The sequence below is a fragment of the Kitasatospora sp. NPDC087861 genome (genome assembly GCF_044742585.1).
In the GTDB taxonomy this organism is placed as follows: domain Bacteria; phylum Actinomycetota; class Actinomycetes; order Streptomycetales; family Streptomycetaceae; genus Kitasatospora.
Genome location: NZ_JBIUUS010000049.1, coordinates 20,263 through 44,785 on the forward strand (window position 1 = coordinate 20,263; position 24,523 = coordinate 44,785).

Genomic DNA, 24,523 nt, shown 5'->3' on the forward strand with positions numbered 1-24,523 from the left:
GTACGGCGGCGGCCCGGCGGTCGGCCTCGGCGCCGGGGTGGACATCGCGCCGGCGGCACTCCACCCGCCCGCCGCGCCCGCCTCCACCCGGCGGTGGACACCGGCGCCAGGCCGGGTCAGGACGCCTCACGCCGCCCCACGCCGCCTCAGCCGGCGAACCCCGGCACCACCAGGCCGGACTCGTACGCGATCACCACCGCGTGGGTCCGGTTCTGCGCGCCGAGCTTGGTCAGCACGTTCCCGACGTGCGTCTTCACCGTCTCCAGGGTCACCGTGAGCGACTGCGCGATCTCCGGGTTGGACAGGCCGGTGGCCATCGCCCGCAGCACCTCCTCCTCACGTCCCGTCAGCGCCGCCCGCGGCAAGGCCTCGGCGGAGTCCAGCGGGCGGGCCGCGACCATCCGGCGCAGCGCCGCCGGGAAGAGGATCGCCTCCCCGGCCGCCACCACCCGCACCGCCTCCGCGATCTGCCGGACCGGAAGCCGCTTGAGCACGAACCCGCTGGCGCCCGCGCCGAGCGCGGCGGTGACGTAGCCGTCGTTCTCGAAGGTGGTGATCACCACGACCTTCGGCGGTTCGGCCGACCCGGCCAGCAGCTGCCGGGTGGCCTCGATCCCGTTGCGGCGCGGCATCCGGACGTCCATCAGGACCACGTCCGGCCGCAGCAGCAGCGCCTGCTCGACCGCCTCGACGCCGTCGGCCGCCTCCCCGACCACCGCGATCCCCGGCTGTGCCGCGAGCAGGGTGCGCAGGCCGCTGCGGGTCACCTCGTCGTCGTCCGCGATCAGGAGCGTGACGGGGGTTCCCGCGGGGCCGGTAGCGGTGGCTTCACCCGTCGCGGAGCCGGTCACGCGGACAACCGTACCGGCAGCCGGACCGCCAACCGCCAGCGCTGCGGGCCGTCCTGGCCGGCCTCGATCTCACCGTGCAGCAGCCGCACCCGCTCGGCCAGCCCGGGCAGGCCGTGCCCGGACGTCGGGAAGGCGCCCCGGCCCGTACCGGCCCCGGTCCGGTTGACCACGCTGAGCTCCAGCCCGTCCGGCGCGGCCGCCACCCGAACCTCGATCGGACCGCCCGCCCCGTGCCGCAGCGCGTTCGTCAGCCCCTCCTGCAGGATCCGGTACGCCGCCCGGGAGAGCGTGCCCTGCACCTGCGTCAGGTCGCCCGACAGCTCCGGCTCCACCACCGCGCCCGCGTGCCGCAGCCGGTCCAGCAGCTCGGGCAGGTCGGCCAGGGTCCGGGCCGGCGCCGTCCCGGCCTCCTCCTCGCGCAGCACGCCCAGCACGTAGTCCAGGTCCTCCAGCGCGGCCCGGGTCGACTCCTCGATGCTGCGCATGGCGGCCCGCGCGGCCGCCGGATCGGCGGCGAGCACCTCGCCCGCCACCGCGGCCTGGATCGTGGCCGCCGTCAGCGTGTGCCCGATCGAGTCGTGCAGTTCGTGGGCCAGTCGGTTGCGTTCGGCCAGCAGCAGCTCCCGCTCGGCCGCCAGCGCGAGCCGCTCGGCCGACGACGGGCCCAGCAGCGGCGGCGCCAGCCGGCGCAGGGCGCCCGTCACCAGCACGCACACGGCCAGCGCCAGCAGCAGGCAACCGAGCGCCACCGGCCAGCGCCAGGCGCCCGTCACCTGCACCGACCGGCCGAACAGGCTCAACCGCGCCTCGCCGTCGAGCCAGTCCCCGGGCAGGGACAGGGCCATGACGAACAGCACGCAGCTCGCCAGCCCGCCCGTCCACCCCAGGACCACGTGCAGCAGCAGCCAGAGCGGAGTCCGCCAGCGGTCGGCGCCGGGGTTCGCGGTTCCGGAGGACGCGGCGGCGCTCGGCGCGGTGCCGGGCGGGCTCGCGGGCCGACGGCCGGCCACCGGATCCGGCAGCGGCACCCGCAGCAGCCGACGGGCGCCCACGACCAGCACCCGCCGCGTGGTGCGGGCCAGCCCGACCGCGGCGACCAGCGCCGCCCAGACCAGCAGGCACAGCGCGGCCTGCACTCCCCAGGGAGCCGATCGCCACAGCAGCGCCGGCAGCATGGCGAACGCCAGCAGTGGAAGGCTGGCCAACGCGCCGCAAGAGGCGAACAGCACACCCGCATACGTGGAGCCGCGCAGAAACGGCCGGATTCCCCTGAACATGGTCGCCAGTATGACCGGGCAGCTCAGCAGCGGCCTCCCCCGATCGAGGGAGCACTTTCTCCTGCCTTTCCGCGATGCGCACCCGGGCCCGCGGAAACCAGGATCGTGCCCCGACCAGTTGACGAGAGGGCTGCTGTTGAACGCGCAAGGGATGCCGAGGACAGGGCTGTCCAGGACAGGGACATCGCCGCATCACACGGCACCGACGCCGGTCGGCGGGAGCGACCCGTCCGGCGGAAACGGCCCGGCCGTGGCCGCCCTGGTGCTCGGCGTCCTCGGCCTGCTCACCTCGGTCGTCCTCGTCGGCGGCCTGTTCGGCGTCCTCGGCCTGATCGGGGGCGCCGTCGCCCTGCGGACGGCCCGGCGGACCGGCGTCGGCCGGGGCAGGGCGCTCACCGGCGTGGTGACGTCGGTCCTCGCGATCGCGGTGTCCGTCCTGGCCGTGTTCCTCCTGGCCTGGTACGCGAACAAGACGCAGGCCTGCTACCGGCCCGACAGCTTCCAGCAGTACCGGGAGTGCGTCCACCGGCAGCTCACCGGTCACTGACCGGACCCGGCCGACGGGTGGCCCCCGACATCGGCGCCCACCACCGTTTCCCGACGATTCCACAGGAGTTGACTCATGCGTGCGCAGACATGGCAGCGGATTCGTTCGCCCCGGCGGCAGCAGGGCGGTCGGCGACGGGCCGTGCCGGCGGCGGCCGCGATGGCCGTCGGCGTCCTGGCGATGAGCGCCCTGGCGCCCCCGGCCTCGGCCTCGGCCGCCGCCCGGCCGAACACCGCCCGGCCGGACACCGTCCAGCAGGGCCTGGACGCGCTGGTGCGCACCGACCGGCTGCCCGCCGCGCTGGCCTCCGTCCGCGGCCCGGACGGCCGCACCCGCATCTACACCGCCGGGGTCGGCGACCTGGCCACCGGCGCGAAGGTACCGGTCGACGGCCAGGTCCGGATCGGCAGCAACACCAAGACCTTCACCGCGGTCGTCGTGCTGCAACTGGTCGGCGAGGGGAAGGTCAGCCTCGACGCCCCGGTCGACACCTACCTGCCGGGCCTCGTACGCGGGGACGGGATCGACGGACGCCACATCACCGTCCGCCAACTGCTGCAGCAGACCAGCGGACTCCCCAACTACAGCACCTACCTCGGGGACGACGTCCGGTACTTCGACCCCCGCGACCTCCTCGACCTCGCGCTCCAGCACAAGGCCGACTTCGCCCCCGGCGAGAAGTGGGCGTACAGCAACACGAACTACCTGCTGGCTGGCCTGATCGTCCAGAAGATCACCGGACGCCCCCTCGCCGAGGAGATGGACCGACGCATCATCAAGCCCATCGGGCTGCGCCACACCTACTTCCCCGCCCCCGGCGACGCGACCATCCGGGAGGCCCACCCCAAGGGCTACTACCGGGATTCGGCCGGGGCGCCGCTGCTCGACGTCACGGAGACGGACCCGTCCTGGGGCTGGGCGGCGGGGCAGCTGGTCTCCACCGACTCCGACCTCAACCGGTTCTTCACCGCGCTCCTGCACGGCGACCTCCTCCCGGAGGCCCAGCTCACCCAGATGCGCACCACCGTCGCCACCGAGTACCCCTTCGGTGACGGCGCCCGCTACGGACTGGGGATCGTGAGCAAGCCGCTGTCCTGCGGCGGTGTGTACTGGGGCCACGGCGGCAGCTTCCCGGGCTACGAGACCCGAGGCGGCGCCACCGACCGCGGCCGCGCCGCCAATGTCGCGGTGACCATGCAGCTGGACGACGAGGCGACCAGGAAGCACGTCGACGCCGTCGTGGACACGGCCCTCTGCCGCTGAACGACGCCGCCCGCAGAGCGCCGGTCCCCTGCGAGACCACAGGGGACCGGCGCCCGTTCCGCAGGGCCATGAGCCGAGGAACTCCCGCTCCGCTCGGCCCCGACGGGTCAGGGGATCGGCTGCGGCTGGGTGACGCAGTGGATGCCGCCGCCCCCGAGGCCGATGTAGTCGATGTTCAGTTGCTCGACGACCCGGCCCGGGAAGAGGGACCGGAGCGTCGCCTTCGCCGCCGCGTCGGCCCGGGGGTCGCCGAACTGGGCGGCGATCACGGCGCCGTTGCAGACGTAGTAGTTGGCGTAGGAGCCGACGAAGGCCGGATCGCTCTGCCGGATCGTGTAGTAGTCGGGGCCGCCGAGCTTGGTGGCCTGGATGTGGACGCCACGGGCGTCGGTGGCCGAGGAGAGCACGCCGTACTGGCTGAGCTCGTCCTTGGTCCAGACGTCCGACGGGTCGTCGGTGGCGTTCGGCTGCTGGACGAGGCCCTGGCCGGGGGCGAGGAAGCGCGAGGTCGCGTCGACGTGGTCGCCGGTGATGTCCTGGCCGGCGACCCCGGTGAACCAGATGACCTTCGTCGCGCCGTACCCGGCCGTCATCGCGTTCTCGGCCTGGGCCTGTGTCATGCCCGGGTTGCGGTTGGAGACGAGGATGCTGCTCCGGGTGGCCATCAGCGTGCCCGTGCCGTCGGTCTCGATGGCGCCGCCCTCCGAGACCAGTCCGGCCGCCGTGAACGGCACGCCGACGTGGGCGGCGACGCGGGCGGCGACCTTGCCGTCGTTGGTGAAGGTCTGGTTGCCGCCCCAGCCGTTGAAGTTGAGGCCGATCGCGTCCAGGCCGCCGAGCCCGTCGGTGCGGAAGACCGGGCCGGAGTCGCGCATCCAGCAGTCGTTGACGGGGATGGTGGTGAGCACGGTGACGTCGGCCGCCGGGCAGGCCCGGCGGGCGGCCGCGGCCGCGGCCGGGTTGGCGCACAGGTAGACGGGTTCGTACGTCGCGATGGTGTTGGCGACGAGTGCGATGTTGGCCTGGATCTGCGCGACCGAGGGGGTCGTGCCGCCACCGCGGCCGCCGCGGCGGCCGGTCCAGATGGCGGGGTCGTCCGGCCAGGCCATCCAGGTCCTGGTGTGGGCCACCGTGTCGATCGGCACCGCGAAGGTGCCGGCGAGCGCGGGGCCGACGGGCGCGCGCCCGGCCGCCGCGAGGTCGGCGCCGGCGCCCCGGACGGCTGCGGCGGCGCCGTCCGCCGCCCAGGCGGTGCCCGCCACCGCCAGCCCGGTGGCGGCGAGGAAGTTCCGCCGCCCGAGTACGCCCCGCGCTCTGCCGGACGAGACGTGCGGTTCGCTGTGACCGTTCATCTCCTGACCTCCCGGTCCTCTCCGTACGTGGCCGTTTCCACGTGGTGGCCATGACCGTAAAACTGACCAAGCGCTCGGTCAATACATCGCGCCGGTACCGGTACATTGCGCAAAGGGCAGCCCCCACGGGCTCGTTAGAGTTTCCGGATGGCCACGCGCTCCGACGACCCCCGCCCCCTCGCCCCCGCCCCCCGGCGCCCGCGCGCCTCGGCCAAGGGCGAGCAGACCCGGGCCCGGCTCCTGGCCGCCGCGCGCGAACTGCTCGCCGGGGACGGCACGGTGCCCTTCACCACGCGTAACGTCGCCGCCCTCGGCGGCGTGACGCACGGTATGTGCCACTACCACTTCCAGAACCGCACCGACCTCATCGTGGCGGTGGTACGGAGCATCCGGCCGGAGTGGATCACCCCCCTGGAGGAGGCGGTGGCCGGCCCCGGGACGTTCGCCGAGCGGGCCGAGCGGGTCATCGGGCTGCTGGCGGAGCCGGAGGCCGGCGACCTGGCGCGGGTGCACTCCGCCCTGCACTGGTTCGCCGCGAACGACGACAGCGTGCGGGAGAGCCTGGAGGCGGAGTACCGGCGGTGGCGGGCCTGCTTCATCGCCCTGTTCCAGGTCCTGGCGGACGAGCACGGCGGCGCCTTCGACCCCCGCCCCCTGGGCGAGGCGGCCGCCGCCGGCACGGACGGCCTCGCCGCGTTCCAGTCCCTCGGCGCGCGGATCGACCCCGCCCCGGTGATGCGGGCCCTCATCCTCGGGCTCGCATCCGGCGCCACCGGCACCTGACCCGGGCCGCCGGACCACGGATACGCGGCCGCGACCCCGTCCGGGTTCAGGAGGTGAACTCCTCGATCGTGGGGACGTCGTCCGGCGGCCCGTGCAGGAGCTGGAGGCGGGCGTAGCCGGGGCTGGTGGCGAGCAGCTGGTCGTGGGTGCCGAGTCCGGCGACCCGGCCGTGTTCGAGGAAGACGATCTGGGTGGCGTCGCGGACGCTGAGCAGGTTGTGCGAGATGAGGATCGTCGTGCGGCCGCTCATCAGCAGGCGCAGGGGCTGGAGGATGCGCTGTCCGGATTCGGCGTCGAGGCCGGTGGTGGGTTCGTCCAGGATCAGGACGGGTGCGTCGCGGATCATCGCGCGGGCGATGGCGAGGCGCTGGCGCTGTCCGCCGGAGAGGAGCCGGCCGCGTTGGCCGACGACGGTGTCGTAGCCCTCCGGGAGCCCCGTGACGAAGTCGTGGGCGTCGGCGGCGCGGGCCGCCGCGACGATCTCCTGCTCGGTGGCGCCCGGGCGGCCGAAGGCGATGTTCTCGCGGACCGTGCCGTGCAGGACGAGGGTCTCCTGGAGGAGCACCGAGACGTGGTCGCGCAGGTCGGTGAGCCCGAGGTCGCGCAGATCGTGCCCGTCCAGCCGGACGGCGCCCTGGTCGGGGTCGTAGAAACGCAGCAGCAGTTTCGCGATGGTGGACTTTCCGGCACCGCTCGTCCCGACCAGTGCCACGATCTCGCCGGGGGCCACCTTGAAGGAGACGTCCGTGAGCGCCGACCGGGTCGTCTCCGGGTAGCGGAAGTGGACACCGTCGAACTCGACGGATCCCTCGGTCCGCCGCAGCGGGCAGGGGTGGGCGACCTCGGTGACCTGGGGGCGCTGGTCGAGCAGCTCGGCGATCCGCTCGGCGGAGGCGGACGCGGCGTAGAAGGTGTTGCTGAGCTGCGACATGCCCCGGATCGGGGTGTAGAGCCTGCTCAGCAGGGTCAGGAAGACCATCAGCCCACCCAGCGTGAGCCGGCCCTGGGTGAGCTCCCAGGTGCCCAGGCCCATCACGACCAGCGCGCCGACCAGCTCGATGACGTCCACGATCGGTCCGAACAGCGCGCCGATCCGGGTCGACGCCATCGTCGCGCGGTAGCGGCCGAGGCTCTCGCGCTGGAACCGCTCCTGCTCCCACCCCTGGCGGTTGTACGCCTGCACGAGCGCGATGTTGCCCAGGGTCTCCTCGGCGGTCGCGCTGATCGAGCCGCTGCGCCGGCGCCGTTCGCGCGAGACGGCCTTGATCAGACCGGAGAAGCCCCGGGCGGTGAACCAGAACAGCGGGGCGATGACCAGGGCCAGCAGGGTCAGTTCCCAGCTCAGGTAGAACAGGACGCCGAGGAAGAGTCCCAGCTGCACCACGTGCGAGAGGGCGTTGGCGACGCCGGAGAGCAGGAAGGTCTCGACGGCCTCGACGTCGCCGGTCACCCGGGTGAGGATGTCGCCGAGCTTTCGGCGTTCGAAGAATCCGAGGGACAGGTTCTGGACGTGGCGGAACACGTCGAATCGCAGGGTGAGCAGGAACTGTTCGCTGACCCACGTGGAGACGACGCCGTCGATGAAGCCGATGACGCCGGAGAACAGCGTGAGCCCGACGAAGGCGAGCGCGATCGGCAGGAAGAGCTGCAGATTGCGGGGGACGAGCATGTCGTCGATCACGATCTTGAACAGCCAGATCTCGGCGGTGTCCACCACCGGCCCGATCACGATCATCAGGAAGATCACGATGAGCCATTTCCGGCGACCGCGCGTGTACGGCCAGAACCGCCGGAACAACTCCCGCATGGGGACCGGAGGCGCGGCCTCGACGATCTCGTCGGAATCCTGGGCGACGGTCACCAGGCGCCGCAACGCCGACCGCATGGCACGAATCGTGGTCATCACCCCGCGTCGTCCATCACAGGACCAGCCATGGCCGGGCATGAAGCCCGGCCATGGCCGGATCAACAGGGTCGAGTACTAACGGCCACCACCGCCGCCGCCACCCCGTCCTCCCCCGTAGCCCCCGCCGCCCCCGTAGCCTCCGCCGCCCCCGTCGCCTCCGAAGTCACCGCGTCCTCCACGGCCTCCGAAGTCACCGAAGCTCGCATAGCCTCCGTAACCAAAGTCGTCACGGCCCCCATAGCCTCCGCGGCGCCCGCCGCCTCCCCAACCGCGGCCACCACCGCAGCCGATGTTCCATCGGTCGAAGAATCCCATGATGATCTTCTCCCTTCTCATGGACTACTTCCAACGTACTTGAGAAAACCGCGAGCTTGAGCAAAGTGTTCCCCCAGGAAGTATCAATCCAGTTCGCATAAGTATTCATTAATTCCTTGGACGGATAAGGGAAATTCGCTCTCGGTCCGTCACCCGCCGTGAACGCCGAACGCGGCGGTGACGGAAGGTCACCGCCGCGAGGCACCGCGGCGGAAGTCCGTGCCGGAAGTCCGCGCCGGAAGTCCGCGCCGGGAACGGCCCACGGGGCGGACCCGGGGTGATCCGGCGGAATCGTCCACGCCTGGCGCTTCTTCACTCGCTGTGCTGAGGCCGGGGCACCCGGACCACCCGGTGACGCCAACGCGCAGGAGGATCAGGGGTGTTGCCGTCCGTTCGATCAACCGGCCGACGCAGCCGTCCACTCGGGCCGCCCCGACAGCGGAGACGTGCACGACCGACACCCGGACAGGCGCCGGGGTCCGCAGCGGGAGCCCGGACTCCGCCGTCGCGCGGGCGGCCTGCTCGCCGCACGTCAGACACGCCCCGGGCCGGCGTGCCGGCGCTGCCAGAACGGGCGGTCGGGCCAGCGCTGTTCGAGTCCGTAGTAGGCGGCGTGGTTGCGCCGGTAGGCGGCGGTGATGCCGGCGAGGTCGGCGCCGTAGCGGGTGAGGGCGTGCGGGTCGCCGTCGAGATGGGCGTGGACGGCGAGGCCCGCGGCCCGGCCGGTGTGGAGGGCGGTGAGGATGCCCTGGGAGGAGAGCGGATCGAAGGCCGCGGCGGCGTCGCCGGCGGCGGTCCAGCCGTCGCCGTGGACGCGGTCGAGCCGGGCGCTGTGCGCGGGGGCGCGCGGGGGCGCGGGGAGTCTCCCGTGCGGTGCGGCACGGGCGGCGGTGGGATCGGTGGCGGCGAGGCGGCGGCGGAAGGTCTCGCCGTCGGGCCGGGCGCCGGGGAGGTCGGCGTCGGTGAAGAACGCGAGGAGCAGCCTTCGATCGGGCAGCAGGGCGCTGTACCACCAGCCGTCGGGTGCCGCCTCGACCAGGGTGGTGCCGTCCGCGGCGTCGGCCGGGCCGAGGGTGAGGTGGAGCGCCACGAGGCGGTCGCCGACCAGGCGGCGGGCGCCGTGGGTGGTGGCGATCGCGGCGCGGCGGCCGGTGGCGTCGACCAGCCAGCGGCAGCGCACCCCGCCGGGCGGGTGCGGGCCGCGAAGGGAGACGGTCCAGGTGCCGTCCGGGTGGCGGGTGCCGGGGCGGACCGTCGCCGCGCGGACGTCGACGCCGGCCACCGCCGCGGCCTCGCGCATCCGGCGGTCGAAGAGCGCGCGGTCCAGGTGCCAGCCGGGGCCGTACGGGTCGTTGATGCTGTCGACCGATCCCAGGACGTCCGATCCCCAGGCGGAGCGATTGCCGTAGCAGGGCAGGTGGCCTGCCCCCGGCACGGTGGCGGCCACCCCGAGGTCGTGCAGCAGCATGCGGGTGGCGGCCGGCAGGGCCTCGCCGAGCGCGGGCGGGCCGCCGGGGGCGTGGGCGAGCAGGACGCTGCGGCCCCCGGCGGCCAGGGCGAGGGCGGCGGCCGTACCCGTCGGTCCGCCGCCCGCGACCACCACGTCGTAGGCCGCTGTCACGCGCCGCCCTCGGCGCGCCTGCCGGCGTCCTCGCCGAACGGGTCGAGCTTGTCGAAGTACCCGATGGTGACCTCGTCCGCGGTGAGCCCGGTCAGCGCGAGGATCTCGCCGGCGGCCTGGGCCGTCAGCGCGTCCGTGGCGGCGGTCGCCGCGGGCACGTGGATGGCGGTCAGGTTCCGGTTGTCGGAGACGCCGTCGAGCGGGAAGCCCGGCTTCGACTCGACCTGCAGCCGCTCCGGGAAGCGGCCGTCGCCGACGGTGTACGGGCGGACCTCGACGATGCCGAACTCGTGCCACTCGGCGACGGCCTGCTTGAGCTGCTGCTTGTAGTCGCCCTTGAGGCCGCGCAGCCAGGAGGCGCGCCTGGCGAACGCGGCCTCGCGGCCGTCCTCGTCGGTCTGGGTGATCTCCTTGTTGACGATGTGGTAGTCGCTCTCCTTCAGCACGTGGTTGGGCACCCGGGCGGGCCAGAAGGTGGGCAGGTAGGGGTCGTAGCGGGGGCCGAGGTTGGCGTTGGACTCGTAGCCGGAGCGGCAGCTGGCGGTGTCGGTCTGCCAGGGGACGGCCATCCAGCGGGTCAGGTCGCCCGGGCCCTGTTCGTGCAGCGGTCCGTCGGCGCCGAGCGCCCTGGCCTGGCTGAGCGTGTCTCCGTAGTCCGGTTCGACGCTGCCCGAAGGCCGGTGGTGGATGCGCAGCGGCTCGGAGTACATCGTGGTGTGCCGGATCGGCCAGGTGACCTCGCAGCCGGGGTGGAAGGCGTCCGCGAGGCAGAAGTCGAGGGCGGCGCGGTCCAGCAGGGCGGGCTGGTCGGCCACCGGCGCGTCCTCCAGGCGGCTGGGGAAACCCTTCCACGGGGTGGTCTCGAACTCGCCCTTCATCCAGGAGAGCAGCGTCGCGTCCTGGGTCGGGGACAGGGCCAGGTACTGCAGGACGGAGTCGGGGTGGCTCTTCATGCCGTCGCCGTAGATCCAGGGCCAGGGCATCGGGGAGAGGCCGTCGCGCTTGGGGTCGCGCAGCGAGGTGTAGACCTGCCGGCGCAGTTCCTCGTAGGTGGGCGAGGGGCTGGCGAGCTTGGCGAGGTGGTCGGGGGCGAGGAAGTGCTGCGGTCCGCCGAAGCCGAAGTGGGTGGCGAACCCCTTGTTCACCCACTGGAGTTCGCAGAACCGGTGCAGGATCGGCTTGACGTCCCGGTCGAAGTTGACGGTCTTGGGCGGGGCCAGCGTGCCCTGGGTGACGAAGAGGTCGTACAGCAGGTCGTGGAGGGTGCGGACGGTCTTGACGTCGGGCGCGTAGTTGGGCGGGGCGACGACGACCCAGGCGGGGTCGACGCGCACGGGTGTGCCGTCGATGGTGAGGGTGGCGGTGACCGGGCCGTCGGAGGTGTCGTCGCACCAGCCGTCGTTGTTCCCGTACGAGGTGAGCTCGCCGCCCTCGGGGTTGCGGGAGGTGCCGGGCCCGCCGAGGACGACGAGGCGGCCGTGCTCGTCACTGTGCATCCGGCCGAGCGGGACGGGCGTGCCGAGGAAGGAGCCGCCGGTGAACTCCACGGCCTGCTTGCTGCCGGCGGTGAGGGTCTTGCGGCCGGGGTCGATGATCAGGCGCGCGCGGTCGGTGACCTTCTTGTTGCGCAGCGGCTCCGGGTGGTCCTTCATGTCGGGGATGTCCAGCGGGAGGCTGAACTCGTACCAGGCGGCCTTCTTGTTGGCCACGTGCACCGACCACTCGATGTGCACCTGCGGGTCGTCGGTGGTCAGCTCGCGCACGACCCGGCCGTCCGCGCCGTAGCCGTAGATCCGGAAGCGGGCCGCCTGGCGCTTGATCGCGCCCTGGCCGTCCTTGGTGAAGCCGGGCTTCGCGGCGGGCGGGTCCGGCACTTCGGGGCCGTGGAACCAGCCGTCCTCGCGGGTGCTGTTGCCCACCCGGGCGATGCCGATGGCGGGGTGGATCCTGGCGTAGGCGATGTCGTTGCCCAACGGGCACACCTCTCTCTGGTCGTTCTCTCCGGGGCGCACCGTCGACGGCGCGGAACAGGCGATCGATCGTCGAACGCCTGATGCGGCCGCCTTCCGGGATCTTCGGTAGACGAGCGACGGCAGTTGAGGGTGCGTTGGTGTGAAACAGCGGCGATCGGCCTCATCGGGTCGGTGTCACCGGCACCGTCCCGTCACAGGTCCCGTCACAGGTCCCGTCACGGGTCCTGGATGGTGCCGCTGGTGATGGTGATGTGCTTGTACTCGAGGAAGTCGTCCATCACGGCGAGGCCGTTCATGCGGCCGAGGCCGGACTGTTTGAAGCCGCCTTCCTCGAACTCGTCGTAGACCTTGGCCCAGTCGTTGATCCAGACGGTTCCGGCGTCGACGTCGCGGGCCACCCGCAGGGGCCGGTCGATGTCGCGGGACCAGATGCTGGCGGCGAGCCCGTACTGGTTGTCGTTGGCCAGGCCGACGGCTTCGGCCTCGGTGTCGAAGGTCTGGAGGGTGAGGACCGGGCCGAAGGTCTCCTGCTGGACGATGTCCAGGGAGTTGTCGGTGACCTCCAGCAGGCTGGGGCGGTAGAACGCGCCCTTGGCGAGCGGGCCTTCGGTGATCGGTCCGCCGCGGACCAGGGGTTTGGCGCCTGCGGCGATCGCCGCCTGGACGGCCTGGTCGATGCGTTCGGCGCCGGCTTTGTCGATGACGGGGCCGAGTTCGCTGGCGGGGTCGGCGGCCGGGCCGACCCGCAGGTTCTCCAACCGCTCCGTCAGGCGCTCGCGCAGGATATCGGCGATGCCGCGCTGGGCCAGTACCCGGCTGCCGGTCATGCAGAACTGGCCGTTGAAGACGGTGAGCGCGGTGACGAGGGCGGGTACGGCGGCGTCGAGGTCGGCGTCGTCGAAGACGATCATCGGTGTCTTGCCGCCGAGTTCCAGGCCGAAGCGCTTCAGGTGCTCGGCGCCGGTGGCGGAGATCGCGCGGCCGACCTTGGTGCTCCCGGTGTAGCTGATGCACGGCACGTCGGTGGAGGCCATCAGGTGGCGGGCGCCGTTCCCGTGGAGTTCGGTGAAGGCGTTGACCACGCCGGGCGGCAGCGAGCGGGTCTCGGAGAAGATCCGGTAGATCAGGGAGTTGAGCTGGGCGGTCTGGCCGGGCATCGCGACCACGGCGGTGGTGCCGGCAGCCAGGGCCGGGGCGAGGGAGCGGATCAGCAGGACCACCGGGGAGTTCCACGGGACGACGATCCCGGCGACCCCGCGGGCCTGCTTCAGCACCATGGAGAAGGTACCGGGCCTCACCTCCATCGCCCGGCCGTAGTCGGTGCGGATCACGGAGGCGTAGTAGCGGAGCTTGGGCGGGACCATCTCGACCTCGAAGAGCGCGTGCGGCTTGAGCTTGCCGTTCTCCAGGGCCAGGGCGTCGACGAGCTCGTCGGTGTGGTCCTGGAAGACGTGGGCCATCTCGTTGAGGGCCCGGGCGCGCCGCAGGCGGTCGTCCTTCCAGGAGGTGCCGTGGAACGTCTCCTTGGCGGCGGCGATGGCGGCCTCGGCCTCCGTCTCGCCGCCGTCGGCGTACCGGCCGATCGTCTCGCCGGTGGCCGGGTCGATGCTGTCGGCGTGCGTGGGAGAGTCGGCCCACGCGCCGTTGATCCAGTGCAGCGCGGTCGGTTTCATGGGGTTCCTGCCCTGTGCCTGGGGTCTCCGCGACGGGTCAGGGAACGAGCACCGCGCGGTACTTGGCCTTGTTCATGGTCTGGAAGACGGTTTCGGCCTGGTCGAGCGGGTGGGTCTCCACCATGGGGCGGACGCCCTTGAGGGCGGCGAAGGCCATCGCCTCCTCGCTGTCCTTGGCGTGGCCGCTGTACCAGCCGGCCACCGCGCGACGGCCGAACACCAGCAGTTCCGGGTCCACGGAGATCGGTTCCTGGCCGGTGGCGATCACCACCAGGCGGCCGTTGGGCGCGAGGCCCTGGACCAGGCCGGCCTGGGAGGGGCTGTGACCGACGGTGGACAGGACGGCGGCCGCTCCCCCGAGCTTGGCCAGCGCCTCGCCCGCGCTGCCCTCCTCGCTGTCGATGTACTCGTCCGCGCCGAGCCTGCGCGAGAGGTCCTCCTTGGTGCGGCCCCGGTTGATCGCCACCGTACGGAAGCCCATCTTGTCGGCGAACTGCACGGCCAGGTGGCCCAGGCCACCGATGCCCTGGACGGCGACGGTGTCACCGGGCCCCGCGCCGCTGTGGCGCAGCGCGTTGAAGGTGGTGATGCCCGCGCACATCAGCGGTCCGGCCTCCTCGAAGGAGAGCGCGTCGGGGATGCGGGCGAGCGCGTCCTGCGGTGCGACGGTGTACTCGGCGTAGCCGCCGTCGAAGGTGACGGCGACGACCCTGCCTTCCACGCAGTTGGCGAAGTCGCCCCGGCGGCACGGGTCGCAGACGTGGCAGCTGCCACCGTGCCAGCCGATGCCGGCCCGGTCCCCGACCTGCCAGGTGGTCACGCCGGGGCCGACGGCGTCGACCTCCCCGGCGATCTCGTGGCCGGGCACCCGGGGCAGCCGCACGCCCAGCAGGCCGTAGCGGACGACGTTCTCGCCGCCGCACACCCCGCAGGCCCGCACCCGTACCCGTACCTGGCCGGGGCCCGGCTCGGGGACCGGCAGTTCGGCCGCCTCGAAGGGCTTGCCGGCTTCGACCGCCTGTACGGCCCTCATGGTCGACTGACTCATCACCGTTCTCCTGCGTTCTTCGGGTGAAGGCGTCTTCCGGACGGCCCGGCGCGACCACCCTGCCCAGGCCTCACCCCCCATTCACGCATACGCCCCATACGGGCGCATCTGGGTCCGCGCTACCCAGGGCGGCCGTCCGTGGTCACCGGGCGTGCTCGGACTCCGTTCCCGGGCCGGGCCCCGGCGCAGCCGCGAGGTCCCGGGCCCGGTGGGTGCGGGTACCGGGCCCTGACGGTGGCGGTGTCAGTCGACGACGTCGACGTAGCCCATCATGCCGTTGTCCTCGTGCGCCGCGATGTGGCAGTGGAACAGCCACCGGCCGGTGTAGTCGGTGAAGGCGATGCGCACCACCACGCGGCCCGGCGCGCCGTTTTCCGCGTGCGGCACCGGGACGGTGTCCTGGACGTGGGTGTAGGGCTGGGGCACCCCGTTGATCGACGTCACCTGGAAGTGGTTGGTGTGCAGGTGGAACGGGTGGTCCTCGCCGCTCTGGTTGTCGATGGTCCACTCCTCGACCGTCCCCAGCCGGGCGGGGGTGTCGAAGACGGGGTTGTCCTCCGAGAACTGCTTGCCGTTGATGGCGAAGACCGTGCCGTCGTCGTTCTCGGACAGCTCCAGGGTGCGCTGCCGGGCGATCGGTACACCCGACAGGTCCGCCGGTGCGGTCGGAACGGCGCCGGAGACGGTGGGCAGCCGGCGCGCGGGGTGGCCGGCGACGGCGACGCGGGCCAGGTCCACGTCGGGGTAGGAGTCGCCCTGCGGGCCGTTGCTGTAGGCGGTGGTCCGCAGCGTGGTGCGCTCGTGCTCGGCGCCCGCGGTGACGAGCACGTCGTAGCGCTTGCCCGGGGGCAGCAGCAGCGTGTCGGGGGTGGTCACCCGCGCTACCGGGGTGCCGTCCTCGCCGATCACGGTGAAGCGGTAACCGTCCAGGCGCAGTTGGTAGAAGATGTCGGCGCCCGCGTTGACCAGTCGCCACAGCTGGGTCTCGTTCGGCCTCATCGACAGGACGGGCCGCAACCGCCCGTTGACCAGCCGTACGGTCGGGTTGTTCGAGTCGATCGACGTGGTGTCGGTGTTCTGGACGATGTGTCCGCTCGGGTCGATCTGCGCATCCTTCAGGACGAGGGTGTGCGCGGTGATGCGACGCAACGCCGGCGGGAGCAGCTTGCGGTCGTCGCCGATGATCAGGGCCCCGGACAGGCCGGCGGAGATCTGGTTCTCCACGTCGCCCGGCATGAAGCCCGGGTCGGACGTGCCGGACGTGCCGTGCATGGAGTGCGTGGAGTGCATGGAGCGCATCGCGCCGGAGGCCGGGCAGGTCGTTCCCATCGCGTGGCTGTGGTACCAGAAGGTGCCGAGCGCGTGGTCGGCGGGAATCGCGAGGCGGTAGGTGGTCGAGCCGCCCGGAACCACGCACAGGAAGGGGTCGTCCGACTGGCCCGAGGGCGAGACGTGCAGGCCGTGGAAGTGCAGATTGGTGGCGACCGGCAGGTGGTTGACCAGGCGGATTCTCACCTCCGAGCCGGGTTCGAAGCGCAGGGTGGGAGCGACGAAGGAGCCGTTGTAGGACTCGCCCCACACCTCCCGCCCGGACAGGTCGAAGCGCGTCCTGTCCGCGTCCAGGGTGATGGTCAGGTGCGCGTGGCCGCCGGCGTCCGCGTCCACCGGGTCGCGGAACGGCCTCCCCGCGGTCATTCCCGCCTCCTGGGCGCCGGTCGACGGCGCCTGCACGGCTCCGTCCGTCGCTGATCCGACCGGCGCCGCCCCGGCTGCCGAGCCCGTCGTCGTCACGGCGAGCGCCAGTCCGACCGCCGCGGTGATACCCCCACGGGGCCAGGCCCACCTGCTCCGTCTCATGCCGCCTCCACGTTCGATTCCGTCGTCAATGGCCGCAGGCCGTCGGGCAAACAGTTCGTGACGGCATGCAGGCGAAACGTAACCATCCGTGACGCGAGAGCCGTGCGAGCGCGGCGGGATTCGTACCAAAACACGTCATATGCACCAGAGAAGTGGACCGCCCGGACACCCCCGCGCCCGGACGGGCGCCCGCCGTCTCCGAGTTGGACCAGCCTCCCCCCGATCGCCCGGGAGGGGCCTGACCTCCCTGCGGTCGACCGACACACTCCACCGCCCCGCGACGGCACACCACCGGCGATCAGGCCGCCCCACTAAGCGGATGGCTCATCCGCATGTGTGTTACGGTCACACCAAGCGGATGAACTATCCGAATATGGACGGCGGTGGAGGAGCCATGAAAAGGACTGCTGTGGTCACGGCCGGGACGGGCGGCATCGGCTTGGAGACGGCGCTGGGACTGGCGAGCGCCGGGTTCGCGGTCACCGTGGTCGGGCGCAACGCCGACCGGGGCGCCCGGGCGGTGGACCGGGTCAACGCGACGCGCCCGGCGCACCCGGGCCGCTTCCGGTCCGCCGACCTCGCCTCGCTCGACGACGTGCGCCTGCTCGCCGACCGGATCGCCTCCGACCACGCCGCCGCGGGTGAACCGCTGGCGGTGCTGGTCAACAACGTCGGGGCGATGTTCGCCGACCGACAGGACCGGGACGGCGTCGAGGCGTCGTTCGTCGTCAACCACCTCTCGCCGTACCTCCTGACCGAACTCCTGCTGCCCACGCTCACCACCGGGGCGCCGAGCAGGATCGTGAACGTGACCTCGGGTGCGATCGGGGTGGCGAAACGGGTGTTCGACGCCGTCGAACCACCCGGCGGCTACTACGGATTCCACTGGTACGGCCGCGCCAAGCTCGCCAACCTGGCCTACACACTCGACCTGGCGTCGCGGTTGGACGGCACCGGCGTGTCGGTGTTCGCCGCCGACCCCGGAGGCGCGGCGACCGACATGACCAGCGGCACCCTGACCGACCCGAAGATCGTCTCGCCCGCCCTGCGGCTGCTGTGGCCGCTGGTGCGCCGCAAGTTCGAGCGCTCGACCTCCGGCCCGGCGTCCGTGGCGGCCAGGCCCTCGATCGTCGCGGCCACCGACCCCGCGCTCACGGGTCGCACCGGTGCCGTCATCGGCGCCCAGACGCGCCCGGTGGCACCGTTCCGCGCGGCGACCGACCCCCGCATCGCCGAGGCCGTACGCCTGCTCAGCGAGCGGCACGCACCGCTCGCGGCCACCTGACCTGGCACGCGGTGCCGGCGCGGGCGGATGGCCCATCCGGACGCGGGACCATCCGGATGGGCCATCCGATTACCATGGCCCCATGACGACGACGCCATTGCGCAAGGACGCGGCCCGCAACTGGGACCGGATCGTCGCCGTCGCTCGCACCCTGGTCGACCAGGGCACACCGCTGCAGCTCAACGACGTCGCCCGCCGCGCGCACCTCGGTGTCGGCACCGTCTACCGGCACTTCTCCACACCCGAGGCGCTGCTGGAGACCGTCGCCACCCCGCGCCTGGAAGCCCTGGTCGCCCACGGCGAGCAGGCGCTGTCCGACACCGACCCCGGGCGCGCGCTGGAGGGCTTCCTGACCCGCACCGTCGAAGCGCAGGTCACCGACGCCGCCCTGGCCCCGGTTACCGCCGCACCCGCGGACGCCCTGCCCCGCACCACGGAACTCAGGAACTCACTGTGGTCGGTCGGCACCGCGCTCCTCGACCGGGCCCGCGAGGCCGGGACCGTCCGCGTCGACCTGACCTCGGCCGACCTGGTCCCGCTCATGTGCGGCATCGCCCACGCGGTCAACGTCCATGGCGGCCCTCCCGCCCACCGGATCACCACCGCTCACCGCTACCTGGCCACACTGCTCGGGGGCCTGCGAGCCACTCCCCCGCACGGCTGAGCCACATCCCGCGTCCCGCACCACGGAGACCGGGACCCGGTGGTCAGCGGCCGGAACCACGGCGCCGAAGTCGGCCAACCGCGCTTCACGAACCGCCTCCTGGGCGCATACGTGGGTCACACCCCCAACGACGGCGCTACGCACGAGGCGAGCAGGACCTTCCCGTCGAACTGCCGCGACAGCGCGTCGAGCTCAGGCAAAGACATCGCAATGAACTGACCAAGCGTGAACAAGGCAACAGTCAACCGCAGCATGCTCGGCATGGGCGCCCAGCTGGAGATGACCACCGACCTGCGCGCCGCGATGTTCGCCTCGGGCAAGAACACCCGGGCCGAACGGGCCACCAACACCCTGCCGCTCTTCTGGAGCTTCACGACCGCCGTTCGCACCGCGATCCAGCGCCTGGAGGCCACCCAGCCCGTCCTGTAGGCAGCTTCACGCCGGGCAGCCGCGCCCAGCTGCCGCCCGGGACCGCCCCGGAACAGTACGGCACCATCAAGGGCGACCGCGCGCTCGCCGTCAAGTTGCACGTGTCCGTCGACCGCGTGACGCTGGACATGGCCGCTCGTTCGGGTCCGCTGGACCATGAGCAGGACGCCGTTGAGGCGTCGGCCGCGCTGGGCAAGGGACGTGCACCAGCCCGGACCGTCGACCGGTTCGCCTCTGGCTCACCGTACAGATCCGGAGCGCCGAGGAACCGTCATGACTCTGTTCACGGGTCCCGTTGACGACCCGCTTGCGTTCAACAACAACCCGCCCATGCAGGACGCCCTGGACACCACACGGCAGCAGCTGTCGGATGCCGGCACCCCGACGGTCGACGATCTGGCCGTCATCGTCGTCGCGCTGACCGGGTTCGAGGGAGGGCTCAACCATCCCTGGGCGGCGATCCGGGACCAGGACGAGTGCTACTCGGCCAGCCTGCTCAAGATCGCGGCGATGTACACCGCCTTCGACCTCCGGGCGAGTGCCGATCAACTGGCGACCGACCAGGGTCTGACCACATGGCCGGCCGTCCAGGCCGCCCTGACGGCCACCTTCGATCCGGACATCACCGCGCACACACCGGCGTTGATCAGCCAATCGACGGTGCTGCGGAGCGAGGACAAGGCCAGGAAGCCGAACTATTCGGCCGTTCTCCGACTCGGCGACGGCAGTTCGCCCTTCGCCGTCGACTTCACCCCGGCGCAGACGAACGCGTTCGAGGACATGATGGTGCAACAGCACGATCCGGGTGCCACCACGACGATTCACGGGCTCGGATACCCGTACCTCGACGGCAAGATCGCCGACGACGGCCTCTTTGACAGCACCTCGTCACAAGGGTTGTGGCTGGCGGGCGACTACGCGGGGGTCTGGCCGGCCGCGCGCATTCCGTGCGTCAACGACGGTGACACCGCTCAGGGCACCACGGCGCGGCAGCTCGTGAGACTGCTGACCCTGCTCGCGGACGACAAGCTCGTCGGGCCGACGAGCAGCGAGGACATGAAGGCCCTCATGGCGCGGGCCGGGAAGTTCTTCGCATCCACCGTTCCACCGATCTGGCCCCCCGGCGGACAGTTCGTCGCCACCCACGGCAAGGTCGGCATCGGCTCGTTGCAGACCCTCCAGACCGTACTGTCGGAGGGGATCCTCGTCAGCGACACCGTGCGGGGCAGGAGCTTCGCCGTCGCGTACCAGAACGTGATCCAGGACGGCTTGACGCAGCGACAGGCACTCGTGCCGGTGGCGACACTGATCGAGGCCGCCCTGAACGCCTTCTGACACCGGTCCGCTCGCCGCGTCAGGACGAGCCGACGGGGCGGGCGGCCCGCCGGCACGTGACCGAGTGCTCGCGCGTCACTTCCTCGCGTAGGTGACGATGCTGACGCCGGACTCGAAGTCGCGGCATGCGGTCGGCAGGAAGCCGGTGGGAGCGAACGGGCCGTCGAACAGCGGAATGCCGGTGCCGATGACGACCGGATTGCGCTTGATGACCAGTTCGTCGATCTCGTCGCGGAGCGCGGCGGCGAGCTTGCCGCCGCCGGCGAGCCAGATGCCCATGCCGTCCCGTGTCTTCAGGTCGCGCACCAGTGCGGCCGGGTCGTCGGCGACGATCTCCACCGCCGGGTCGGTGGAGGTCAGGGTGCGGGAGACGATGTACTGCTCCAGGTGGGCGTAGGGGCTGGTGATGCCGATTTCCAGGGCCGGCTCATACGTGCCGCGCCCCATGATCACGGTGTCGAAGTGCCGGTGAAGGGTGGCGGTCAGGCCGAACGGCCCGCGGGCGTGCGTCGGGATCGTCTCGGGATACTCGGCGAGGATCGCCTCCCGGACCTCCCCCTCGAAGGGCAGGAAGTCGCAACTGCCGTCCGGTGCGGCGATGTAGCCGTCGAGGCTGGCAGCGACGTAATAGGTGAGCTTGCGCATCCGGTCTCTCTTCCCTGTGGCGACGCGGCGGGCCCGGGCCTGCTCGGCCCCACGTGATGTACTGTGCTTGAAGTGGCTTGAACGTAGTACTGCAAGCACAGTGATGTCAATGAGTTTCCGAGGAGATGCCGATGCGTCAGAATCCGGCCCGCCGCACCGCCTTGCTCGATGCCGCCATCGAGGTCCTCGCCCGCGAGGGCTCCCGGGGCCTGACGCTGCGCGCCGTCGACAAGGAGGCGGCCGTGCCCACCGGGACGGCGTCCAACTACTTCGCCAACCGCGCCGACATGCTGGCCCAGGTCATGGGACGCACCCGCGAGCGGCTGACCCCGGACCCGGCCGAGCTGGCCGACACGATGAACGCCGGGCCGTCACATGAGCTGGTCAGAGCGCTGATGCTGCAGCTCGTCGACCGCATGCGCCGCGAACGCAGCACGCATCTGGCCATGCTCGAACTGCGCCTGGAGGCCACCCGGCGGCCCGAACTCCACACGGAGCTGACGCGCTTCTTCACCGCCGAGCTCGACGCCAACATCGACTTCCACCTGGGCTTCGGCCTGCCCGGCGACCGCACCGGAGTGGTCCTGCTCTACCTGGCCATGCTGGGGCTGATCGTCGACGACCTGACCGTCCCGGAACTCCTCACGCCGCACCGGCTGGACGCTCTGATCGACGCCATGGTGACGCGCCTCCTCCCGGCGGAAGCCGCCTCGACGTAGGCGCGGTACGCCGTGCGCCCGGCCGGGCTGGAGCCGTCACCGGCACGGGGGCGACTTGATGCTTCCAACGCCCCTCGGGATGCTGCGTGTCAGTGAGGGGTTTCTGCCGTTGTGGGGGGCATCAGGCAGGGGATTCTGGCCCTGAAGGCCAGAAGCCCTCCAGTCGTGGTCTCGACCGTGATCAGGTATCGGCTCGATGCCTGGGAGGCGTCGAGAATCGTGTCCACCTTGCCGTTGATGCCCTCCCGGTAGCCGTCGATCTTGAAGCCCTGTTGTTCGAGCATCGCGCGGACCTTGCGGACGGCCTCGGGGTGCCGTTCGAGCGGGGTGGAGCTGTAGACCGCGTACATCAGTTTGTACCGGCCGTCATTTACGACCTCGTCGTGTTTGCCGACACAGTCGCTGAAGATCGGCTCGGCGCTGCCGGTGTCGAGGACCGCTCCGGCGGTCTGCGCCATGTACTCGGTCATGTGCTGGGCCCAGTCCTGGGCGTCCTGGCGGGCCTTGACGGGGAGCGGATCGTTGGGACCGGGCGTGGACATGCATCCTCCGAGAATCAGGGGCAGGCAGAGCGCTATCGCGGCGGACAGCTGGTTGCGGACCTCGGTGACCTGCGAGCGGTTGATGGTGTCCGGCCGTCCGGTGCCGGGACCGGTGAACCGGCCAAGGGGTCGGGCACGGTGGGGCCGCGCCTGTGACGCAGGTCACCGGAACCGTCCCGTGGTGGCAGGACAACCAGAGGTGTGGACTTTTCGCTGCACGAACGGATCAGAGCCGGGGACCCGGGCGCCTTCCGGCAGTTGTTCCAGGAGCACTCGCAGGCGGTTCTGTCGCACGCGGTCCGGGTGAGCGGTGACCGAGCCGGTGCCGAGGACGTCATGGCGGTGGTCTTCCTGGAGGCCTGGCGTCTGCGGGACAAGCTCCGCGACGAGGGGACCACTCCTCGCCCGTGGTTGATGGGCATCACCGTCAACGTGCTGCGCAACCGGGCCAGGGCCGCCCGCAGGCATGCGGCCGCCCTCGCCCGCATGCCGCTCGCCGAACCCGCCCCGGACTTCGCCGACGAGTTGGTCGGCCGGCTCGCCGACCACGACCAACTGCTGGCCGCCAAGGCGGCGTTGGAGAAACTGCGTCGCGGGGAGCGTGAGGTGTTCTCGCTGTGCGTGTGGGCGGGCCTCAGCTACCCCGAGGCCGCCGAGGCACTTGGCATCCCGGTCGGCACCGTGCGCTCCAGGCTCTCCAGGGCCCGGACCCGGCTGCGTGCTCTGGCCGACAAGGAACTGCGGCCGGCCTCGAAAACCTGCCGGGAACCCCTGCGGGCGGTCGGACAAGTACAGGGTGGCCGGATGGTTCCGGCCCGGTCGGACAAGGAGTGGAACAGATGACCAGCACCCCGGAGCGGCAGCAGCCGCTTGACGACGCGGAGCTGAAGCACCTGCTGCCCGCGGCCGGAGCGCCGGCCGCCCCGCTCGGCCGGCAGCGCCAGATCGAGGAGTTTCTGATGAACGAGATCACCCGCACCCCCGCACCCACCCCCGCAACGCCGGCCCGGCCCGGGGCCAGGAGCCGTCGGCGGCTGCTGATCGCGGTGCCCGCCACGGTGGCGGCCTTCGCCTTCGCCGCCACCGTGGCGGTCACCACGTTCGGCGGTCCGGGGGAGACCCCCGGGCGGGGCGAGCGCGTCGCAGCGCCCGTCGTCCAGGTCGTGGCCGGCTCCACCACGGGTCTGAACAGTGCGGTGGAGCGGATCTCGCTGGCCGCCGCGGCCACGCCGGACCTCGTCCTGCGCCCGGGGCAGTACGTCTACATCGAGAGCACCGTCTCCCACCTCGCGGGCTCCGTCGACGCCGGCAGCGGCACGTCGAAGGTGTGGGTCGAGAAGCCCCACCAGCGGCAGATCTGGCACTCGGCCGACGGCCGCACGGGCTGGTTCGCCGAAGAGGGCAAGTCTCCGGAAGGCGGCGAGGCACTCGAATCGGGCACCGGCGCCTACCTGAACGCCCCCTCCTACGACTACCTGCGCACCCTGCCCACCGACCCGCAGGAACTGCTGCAGAAGATCTACGCCGAGACCAAGGGAGCCGGCAGCGGGCCGGACCAGGAGGCGTTCGTCACCATCGCCGACCTGATCCGCGAGCAGGCCGTCCCCGGCAAGCTTGCCGCCGCGCTCTACCAGGCTGCGGCCCGCATCCCCGGTGTCGTCCTTCTCGACAGTGCCACCGACGCCGCCGGGCGCACCGGCATCGCCATCGCCCGTACCAACACCGCCACCGGCTCCCGCGACGAGATCATCTTCGACCGCAGCTCCTACGCCTTCCTGGGTGAGCGCAGCGTCCAGGTCACCGAAGCCTTCGGGGTCAAGCCCGGCACCGTCACCGCGAACACCGCCGTCCTCAAGCGCGCCGCCACCGACGCCCCGGGCCACCAGCCGGGCAACGCACAGGCCTGACCGCCACCCGCAGGGGGCCAGATCACGTTCTGCAAAGCAATGAGGCTGGTCAACCCGACATAGTGTCGGGTTGACCGGCCGTTTTGGTCGGATGGCCGAACAGCACTGGGGCCGACGCACGTTGTGCGCCGGCCCCAGTGCTCGAAGTAGCGGGGACAGGATTTGAACCTGCGACCTCTGGGTTATGAGCCCAGCGAGCTACCGAGCTGCTCCACCCCGCGTCGGTGGTTCCGACTGTACGGCACCAACCGGCAATCACCTATTCGGCTATCGGGCGGTCTCGGTCAACTTCGTCGAGCCCTGACCAGCACGGAACCAGGCACCGCGACACAGGCCGCCCGCAGACTCCAGCCGGGCCCGCCGACGGGGACCCACGTCGGGCGGGAGAGCACCGCACGGTCAGCAAAACGGCCGGGGGGGCCCCCCCGCCCGGGGGGGGGGGGCCCCCCCGGGGGGGGGGGGGCGGGGGGGGCCCCCCCCCACAAAACAACCTAAAGAACAATTGTGGGGAAGTAGGCAGCCAGATGAAAA

21 protein-coding genes and 1 tRNA gene are annotated in these 24,523 nt (G+C 71.7%); 10 read left to right on the plus strand and 12 right to left on the minus strand.

Annotation, left to right across the window (positions count from 1 at the left end):
- Window positions 1-146 precede the first annotated feature (146 nt).
- The gene (locus tag ACIOJE_RS37130) at window positions 147-851 is read right to left on the minus strand and encodes a response regulator (protein ID WP_400782623.1); all 705 of its coding nucleotides are present in this window, start codon (window positions 849-851) and stop codon (window positions 147-149) included.
- The gene (locus ACIOJE_RS37135; protein ID WP_400782625.1) at window positions 848-2,128 is read right to left on the minus strand and encodes a sensor histidine kinase; all 1,281 of its coding nucleotides are present in this window, start codon (window positions 2,126-2,128) and stop codon (window positions 848-850) included. The genes ACIOJE_RS37130 and ACIOJE_RS37135 overlap by 4 nt, the downstream gene beginning before the upstream one ends.
- Before the next feature lie 250 nt (window positions 2,129-2,378).
- Here ACIOJE_RS37135 and ACIOJE_RS37140 point away from each other — a divergent pair, with 250 nt between their 5' ends.
- Window positions 2,379-2,675 carry a DUF4190 domain-containing protein gene (locus ACIOJE_RS37140; RefSeq protein WP_400782627.1) on the plus strand — a complete coding sequence of 99 codons (297 nt, stop codon included), beginning with the start codon at window positions 2,379-2,381 and terminating at the stop codon, window positions 2,673-2,675.
- Between the two features lie 75 nt (window positions 2,676-2,750).
- On the plus strand, window positions 2,751-3,938 hold the full coding sequence (locus ACIOJE_RS37145; protein ID WP_400782629.1) for a serine hydrolase domain-containing protein: 1,188 nt from the start codon (window positions 2,751-2,753) through the stop codon (window positions 3,936-3,938).
- A gap of 107 nt (window positions 3,939-4,045) precedes the next feature.
- Here the strand turns inward: ACIOJE_RS37145 and ACIOJE_RS37150 are convergent, their stop codons facing one another.
- The gene (locus tag ACIOJE_RS37150) at window positions 4,046-5,290 is read right to left on the minus strand and encodes an agmatine/peptidylarginine deiminase (RefSeq protein ID WP_400782631.1); all 1,245 of its coding nucleotides are present in this window, start codon (window positions 5,288-5,290) and stop codon (window positions 4,046-4,048) included.
- A gap of 147 nt (window positions 5,291-5,437) precedes the next feature.
- On the opposite strand from ACIOJE_RS37150, the gene ACIOJE_RS37155 reads away from it, so the two are divergent.
- Window positions 5,438-6,073: a TetR/AcrR family transcriptional regulator gene (locus ACIOJE_RS37155; protein ID WP_400782633.1), complete on the plus strand. Its 636-nt coding sequence runs from the start codon at window positions 5,438-5,440 to the stop codon at window positions 6,071-6,073.
- Between the two features lie 46 nt (window positions 6,074-6,119).
- Here ACIOJE_RS37155 and ACIOJE_RS37160 read toward each other — a convergent pair whose 3' ends face one another.
- The 6 genes from ACIOJE_RS37160 to ACIOJE_RS37185 all read right to left on the minus strand — a co-directional run bounded on the left by ACIOJE_RS37160 (window position 6,120) and on the right by ACIOJE_RS37185 (window position 16,304).
- A complete protein-coding gene (locus ACIOJE_RS37160) occupies window positions 6,120-7,976 on the minus strand; it encodes an ABC transporter ATP-binding protein (RefSeq protein ID WP_400782635.1) in 1,857 nt (618 codons plus the stop codon).
- Between the two features lie 850 nt (window positions 7,977-8,826).
- The gene (locus tag ACIOJE_RS37165; RefSeq protein WP_400782637.1) at window positions 8,827-9,915 is read right to left on the minus strand and encodes a tryptophan 7-halogenase; all 1,089 of its coding nucleotides are present in this window, start codon (window positions 9,913-9,915) and stop codon (window positions 8,827-8,829) included.
- On the minus strand, window positions 9,912-11,888 hold the full coding sequence (locus ACIOJE_RS37170; protein WP_400782639.1) for a LodA/GoxA family CTQ-dependent oxidase: 1,977 nt from the start codon (window positions 11,886-11,888) through the stop codon (window positions 9,912-9,914). The genes ACIOJE_RS37165 and ACIOJE_RS37170 overlap by 4 nt, the downstream gene beginning before the upstream one ends.
- Before the next feature lie 215 nt (window positions 11,889-12,103).
- Complete coding sequence (locus ACIOJE_RS37175; protein ID WP_400782642.1) at window positions 12,104-13,561, minus strand: aldehyde dehydrogenase family protein; 1,458 nt, start codon at window positions 13,559-13,561, stop codon at window positions 12,104-12,106.
- 37 nt (window positions 13,562-13,598) lie between these two features.
- Window positions 13,599-14,609, minus strand: coding sequence for an alcohol dehydrogenase catalytic domain-containing protein (locus ACIOJE_RS37180; protein WP_400782644.1), 1,011 nt, complete (start codon window positions 14,607-14,609; stop codon window positions 13,599-13,601).
- Window positions 14,610-14,852: 243 nt separating this feature from the next.
- Window positions 14,853-16,304 carry a multicopper oxidase family protein gene (locus ACIOJE_RS37185; protein ID WP_400782645.1) on the minus strand — a complete coding sequence of 484 codons (1,452 nt, stop codon included), beginning with the start codon at window positions 16,302-16,304 and terminating at the stop codon, window positions 14,853-14,855.
- A 556-nt stretch (window positions 16,305-16,860) separates the two neighbouring features.
- On the opposite strand from ACIOJE_RS37185, the gene ACIOJE_RS37190 reads away from it, so the two are divergent.
- The 4 genes from ACIOJE_RS37190 to ACIOJE_RS37205 all read left to right on the plus strand — a co-directional run bounded on the left by ACIOJE_RS37190 (window position 16,861) and on the right by ACIOJE_RS37205 (window position 20,179).
- Entirely contained in the window at window positions 16,861-17,751 is an 891-nt protein-coding gene (locus ACIOJE_RS37190; protein ID WP_400782648.1) for an SDR family NAD(P)-dependent oxidoreductase, read from the plus strand.
- Window positions 17,752-17,833: 82 nt separating this feature from the next.
- A complete protein-coding gene (locus tag ACIOJE_RS37195) occupies window positions 17,834-18,415 on the plus strand; it encodes a TetR/AcrR family transcriptional regulator (RefSeq protein WP_400782651.1) in 582 nt (193 codons plus the stop codon).
- Window positions 18,416-18,640: 225 nt separating this feature from the next.
- Window positions 18,641-18,844, plus strand: coding sequence for a poly-gamma-glutamate hydrolase family protein (locus ACIOJE_RS37200; RefSeq protein ID WP_280684413.1), 204 nt, complete (start codon window positions 18,641-18,643; stop codon window positions 18,842-18,844).
- Between the two features lie 273 nt (window positions 18,845-19,117).
- Entirely contained in the window at window positions 19,118-20,179 is a 1,062-nt protein-coding gene (locus ACIOJE_RS37205) for a hypothetical protein (protein WP_400782655.1), read from the plus strand.
- Between the two features lie 75 nt (window positions 20,180-20,254).
- On the opposite strand, the gene ACIOJE_RS37210 is transcribed toward ACIOJE_RS37205, so the two are convergent.
- The gene (locus ACIOJE_RS37210) at window positions 20,255-20,824 is read right to left on the minus strand and encodes a dihydrofolate reductase family protein (RefSeq protein WP_400782658.1); all 570 of its coding nucleotides are present in this window, start codon (window positions 20,822-20,824) and stop codon (window positions 20,255-20,257) included.
- 131 nt (window positions 20,825-20,955) lie between these two features.
- Here ACIOJE_RS37210 and ACIOJE_RS37215 point away from each other — a divergent pair, with 131 nt between their 5' ends.
- Window positions 20,956-21,543 carry a TetR/AcrR family transcriptional regulator gene (locus tag ACIOJE_RS37215; RefSeq protein ID WP_280684407.1) on the plus strand — a complete coding sequence of 196 codons (588 nt, stop codon included), beginning with the start codon at window positions 20,956-20,958 and terminating at the stop codon, window positions 21,541-21,543.
- Between the two features lie 89 nt (window positions 21,544-21,632).
- Here ACIOJE_RS37215 and ACIOJE_RS37220 read toward each other — a convergent pair whose 3' ends face one another.
- Complete coding sequence (locus tag ACIOJE_RS37220) at window positions 21,633-22,085, minus strand: hypothetical protein (protein ID WP_400782660.1); 453 nt, start codon at window positions 22,083-22,085, stop codon at window positions 21,633-21,635.
- Window positions 22,086-22,286: 201 nt separating this feature from the next.
- Here ACIOJE_RS37220 and ACIOJE_RS37225 point away from each other — a divergent pair, with 201 nt between their 5' ends.
- Window positions 22,287-22,928 (plus strand): RNA polymerase sigma factor, encoded by a 642-nt coding sequence (locus ACIOJE_RS37225; RefSeq protein ID WP_400782663.1) that lies wholly within the window; start codon window positions 22,287-22,289, stop codon window positions 22,926-22,928.
- Window positions 22,925-23,992 (plus strand): CU044_5270 family protein, encoded by a 1,068-nt coding sequence (locus ACIOJE_RS37230; RefSeq protein WP_280684397.1) that lies wholly within the window; start codon window positions 22,925-22,927, stop codon window positions 23,990-23,992. Before ACIOJE_RS37225 ends, ACIOJE_RS37230 begins: the two co-directional genes overlap by 4 nt.
- A 147-nt stretch (window positions 23,993-24,139) precedes the next feature.
- Here ACIOJE_RS37230 and ACIOJE_RS37235 read toward each other — a convergent pair.
- Window positions 24,140-24,213 (minus strand) — tRNA-Met (locus ACIOJE_RS37235).
- Between the last annotated feature and the right edge of the window lie 310 nt (window positions 24,214-24,523).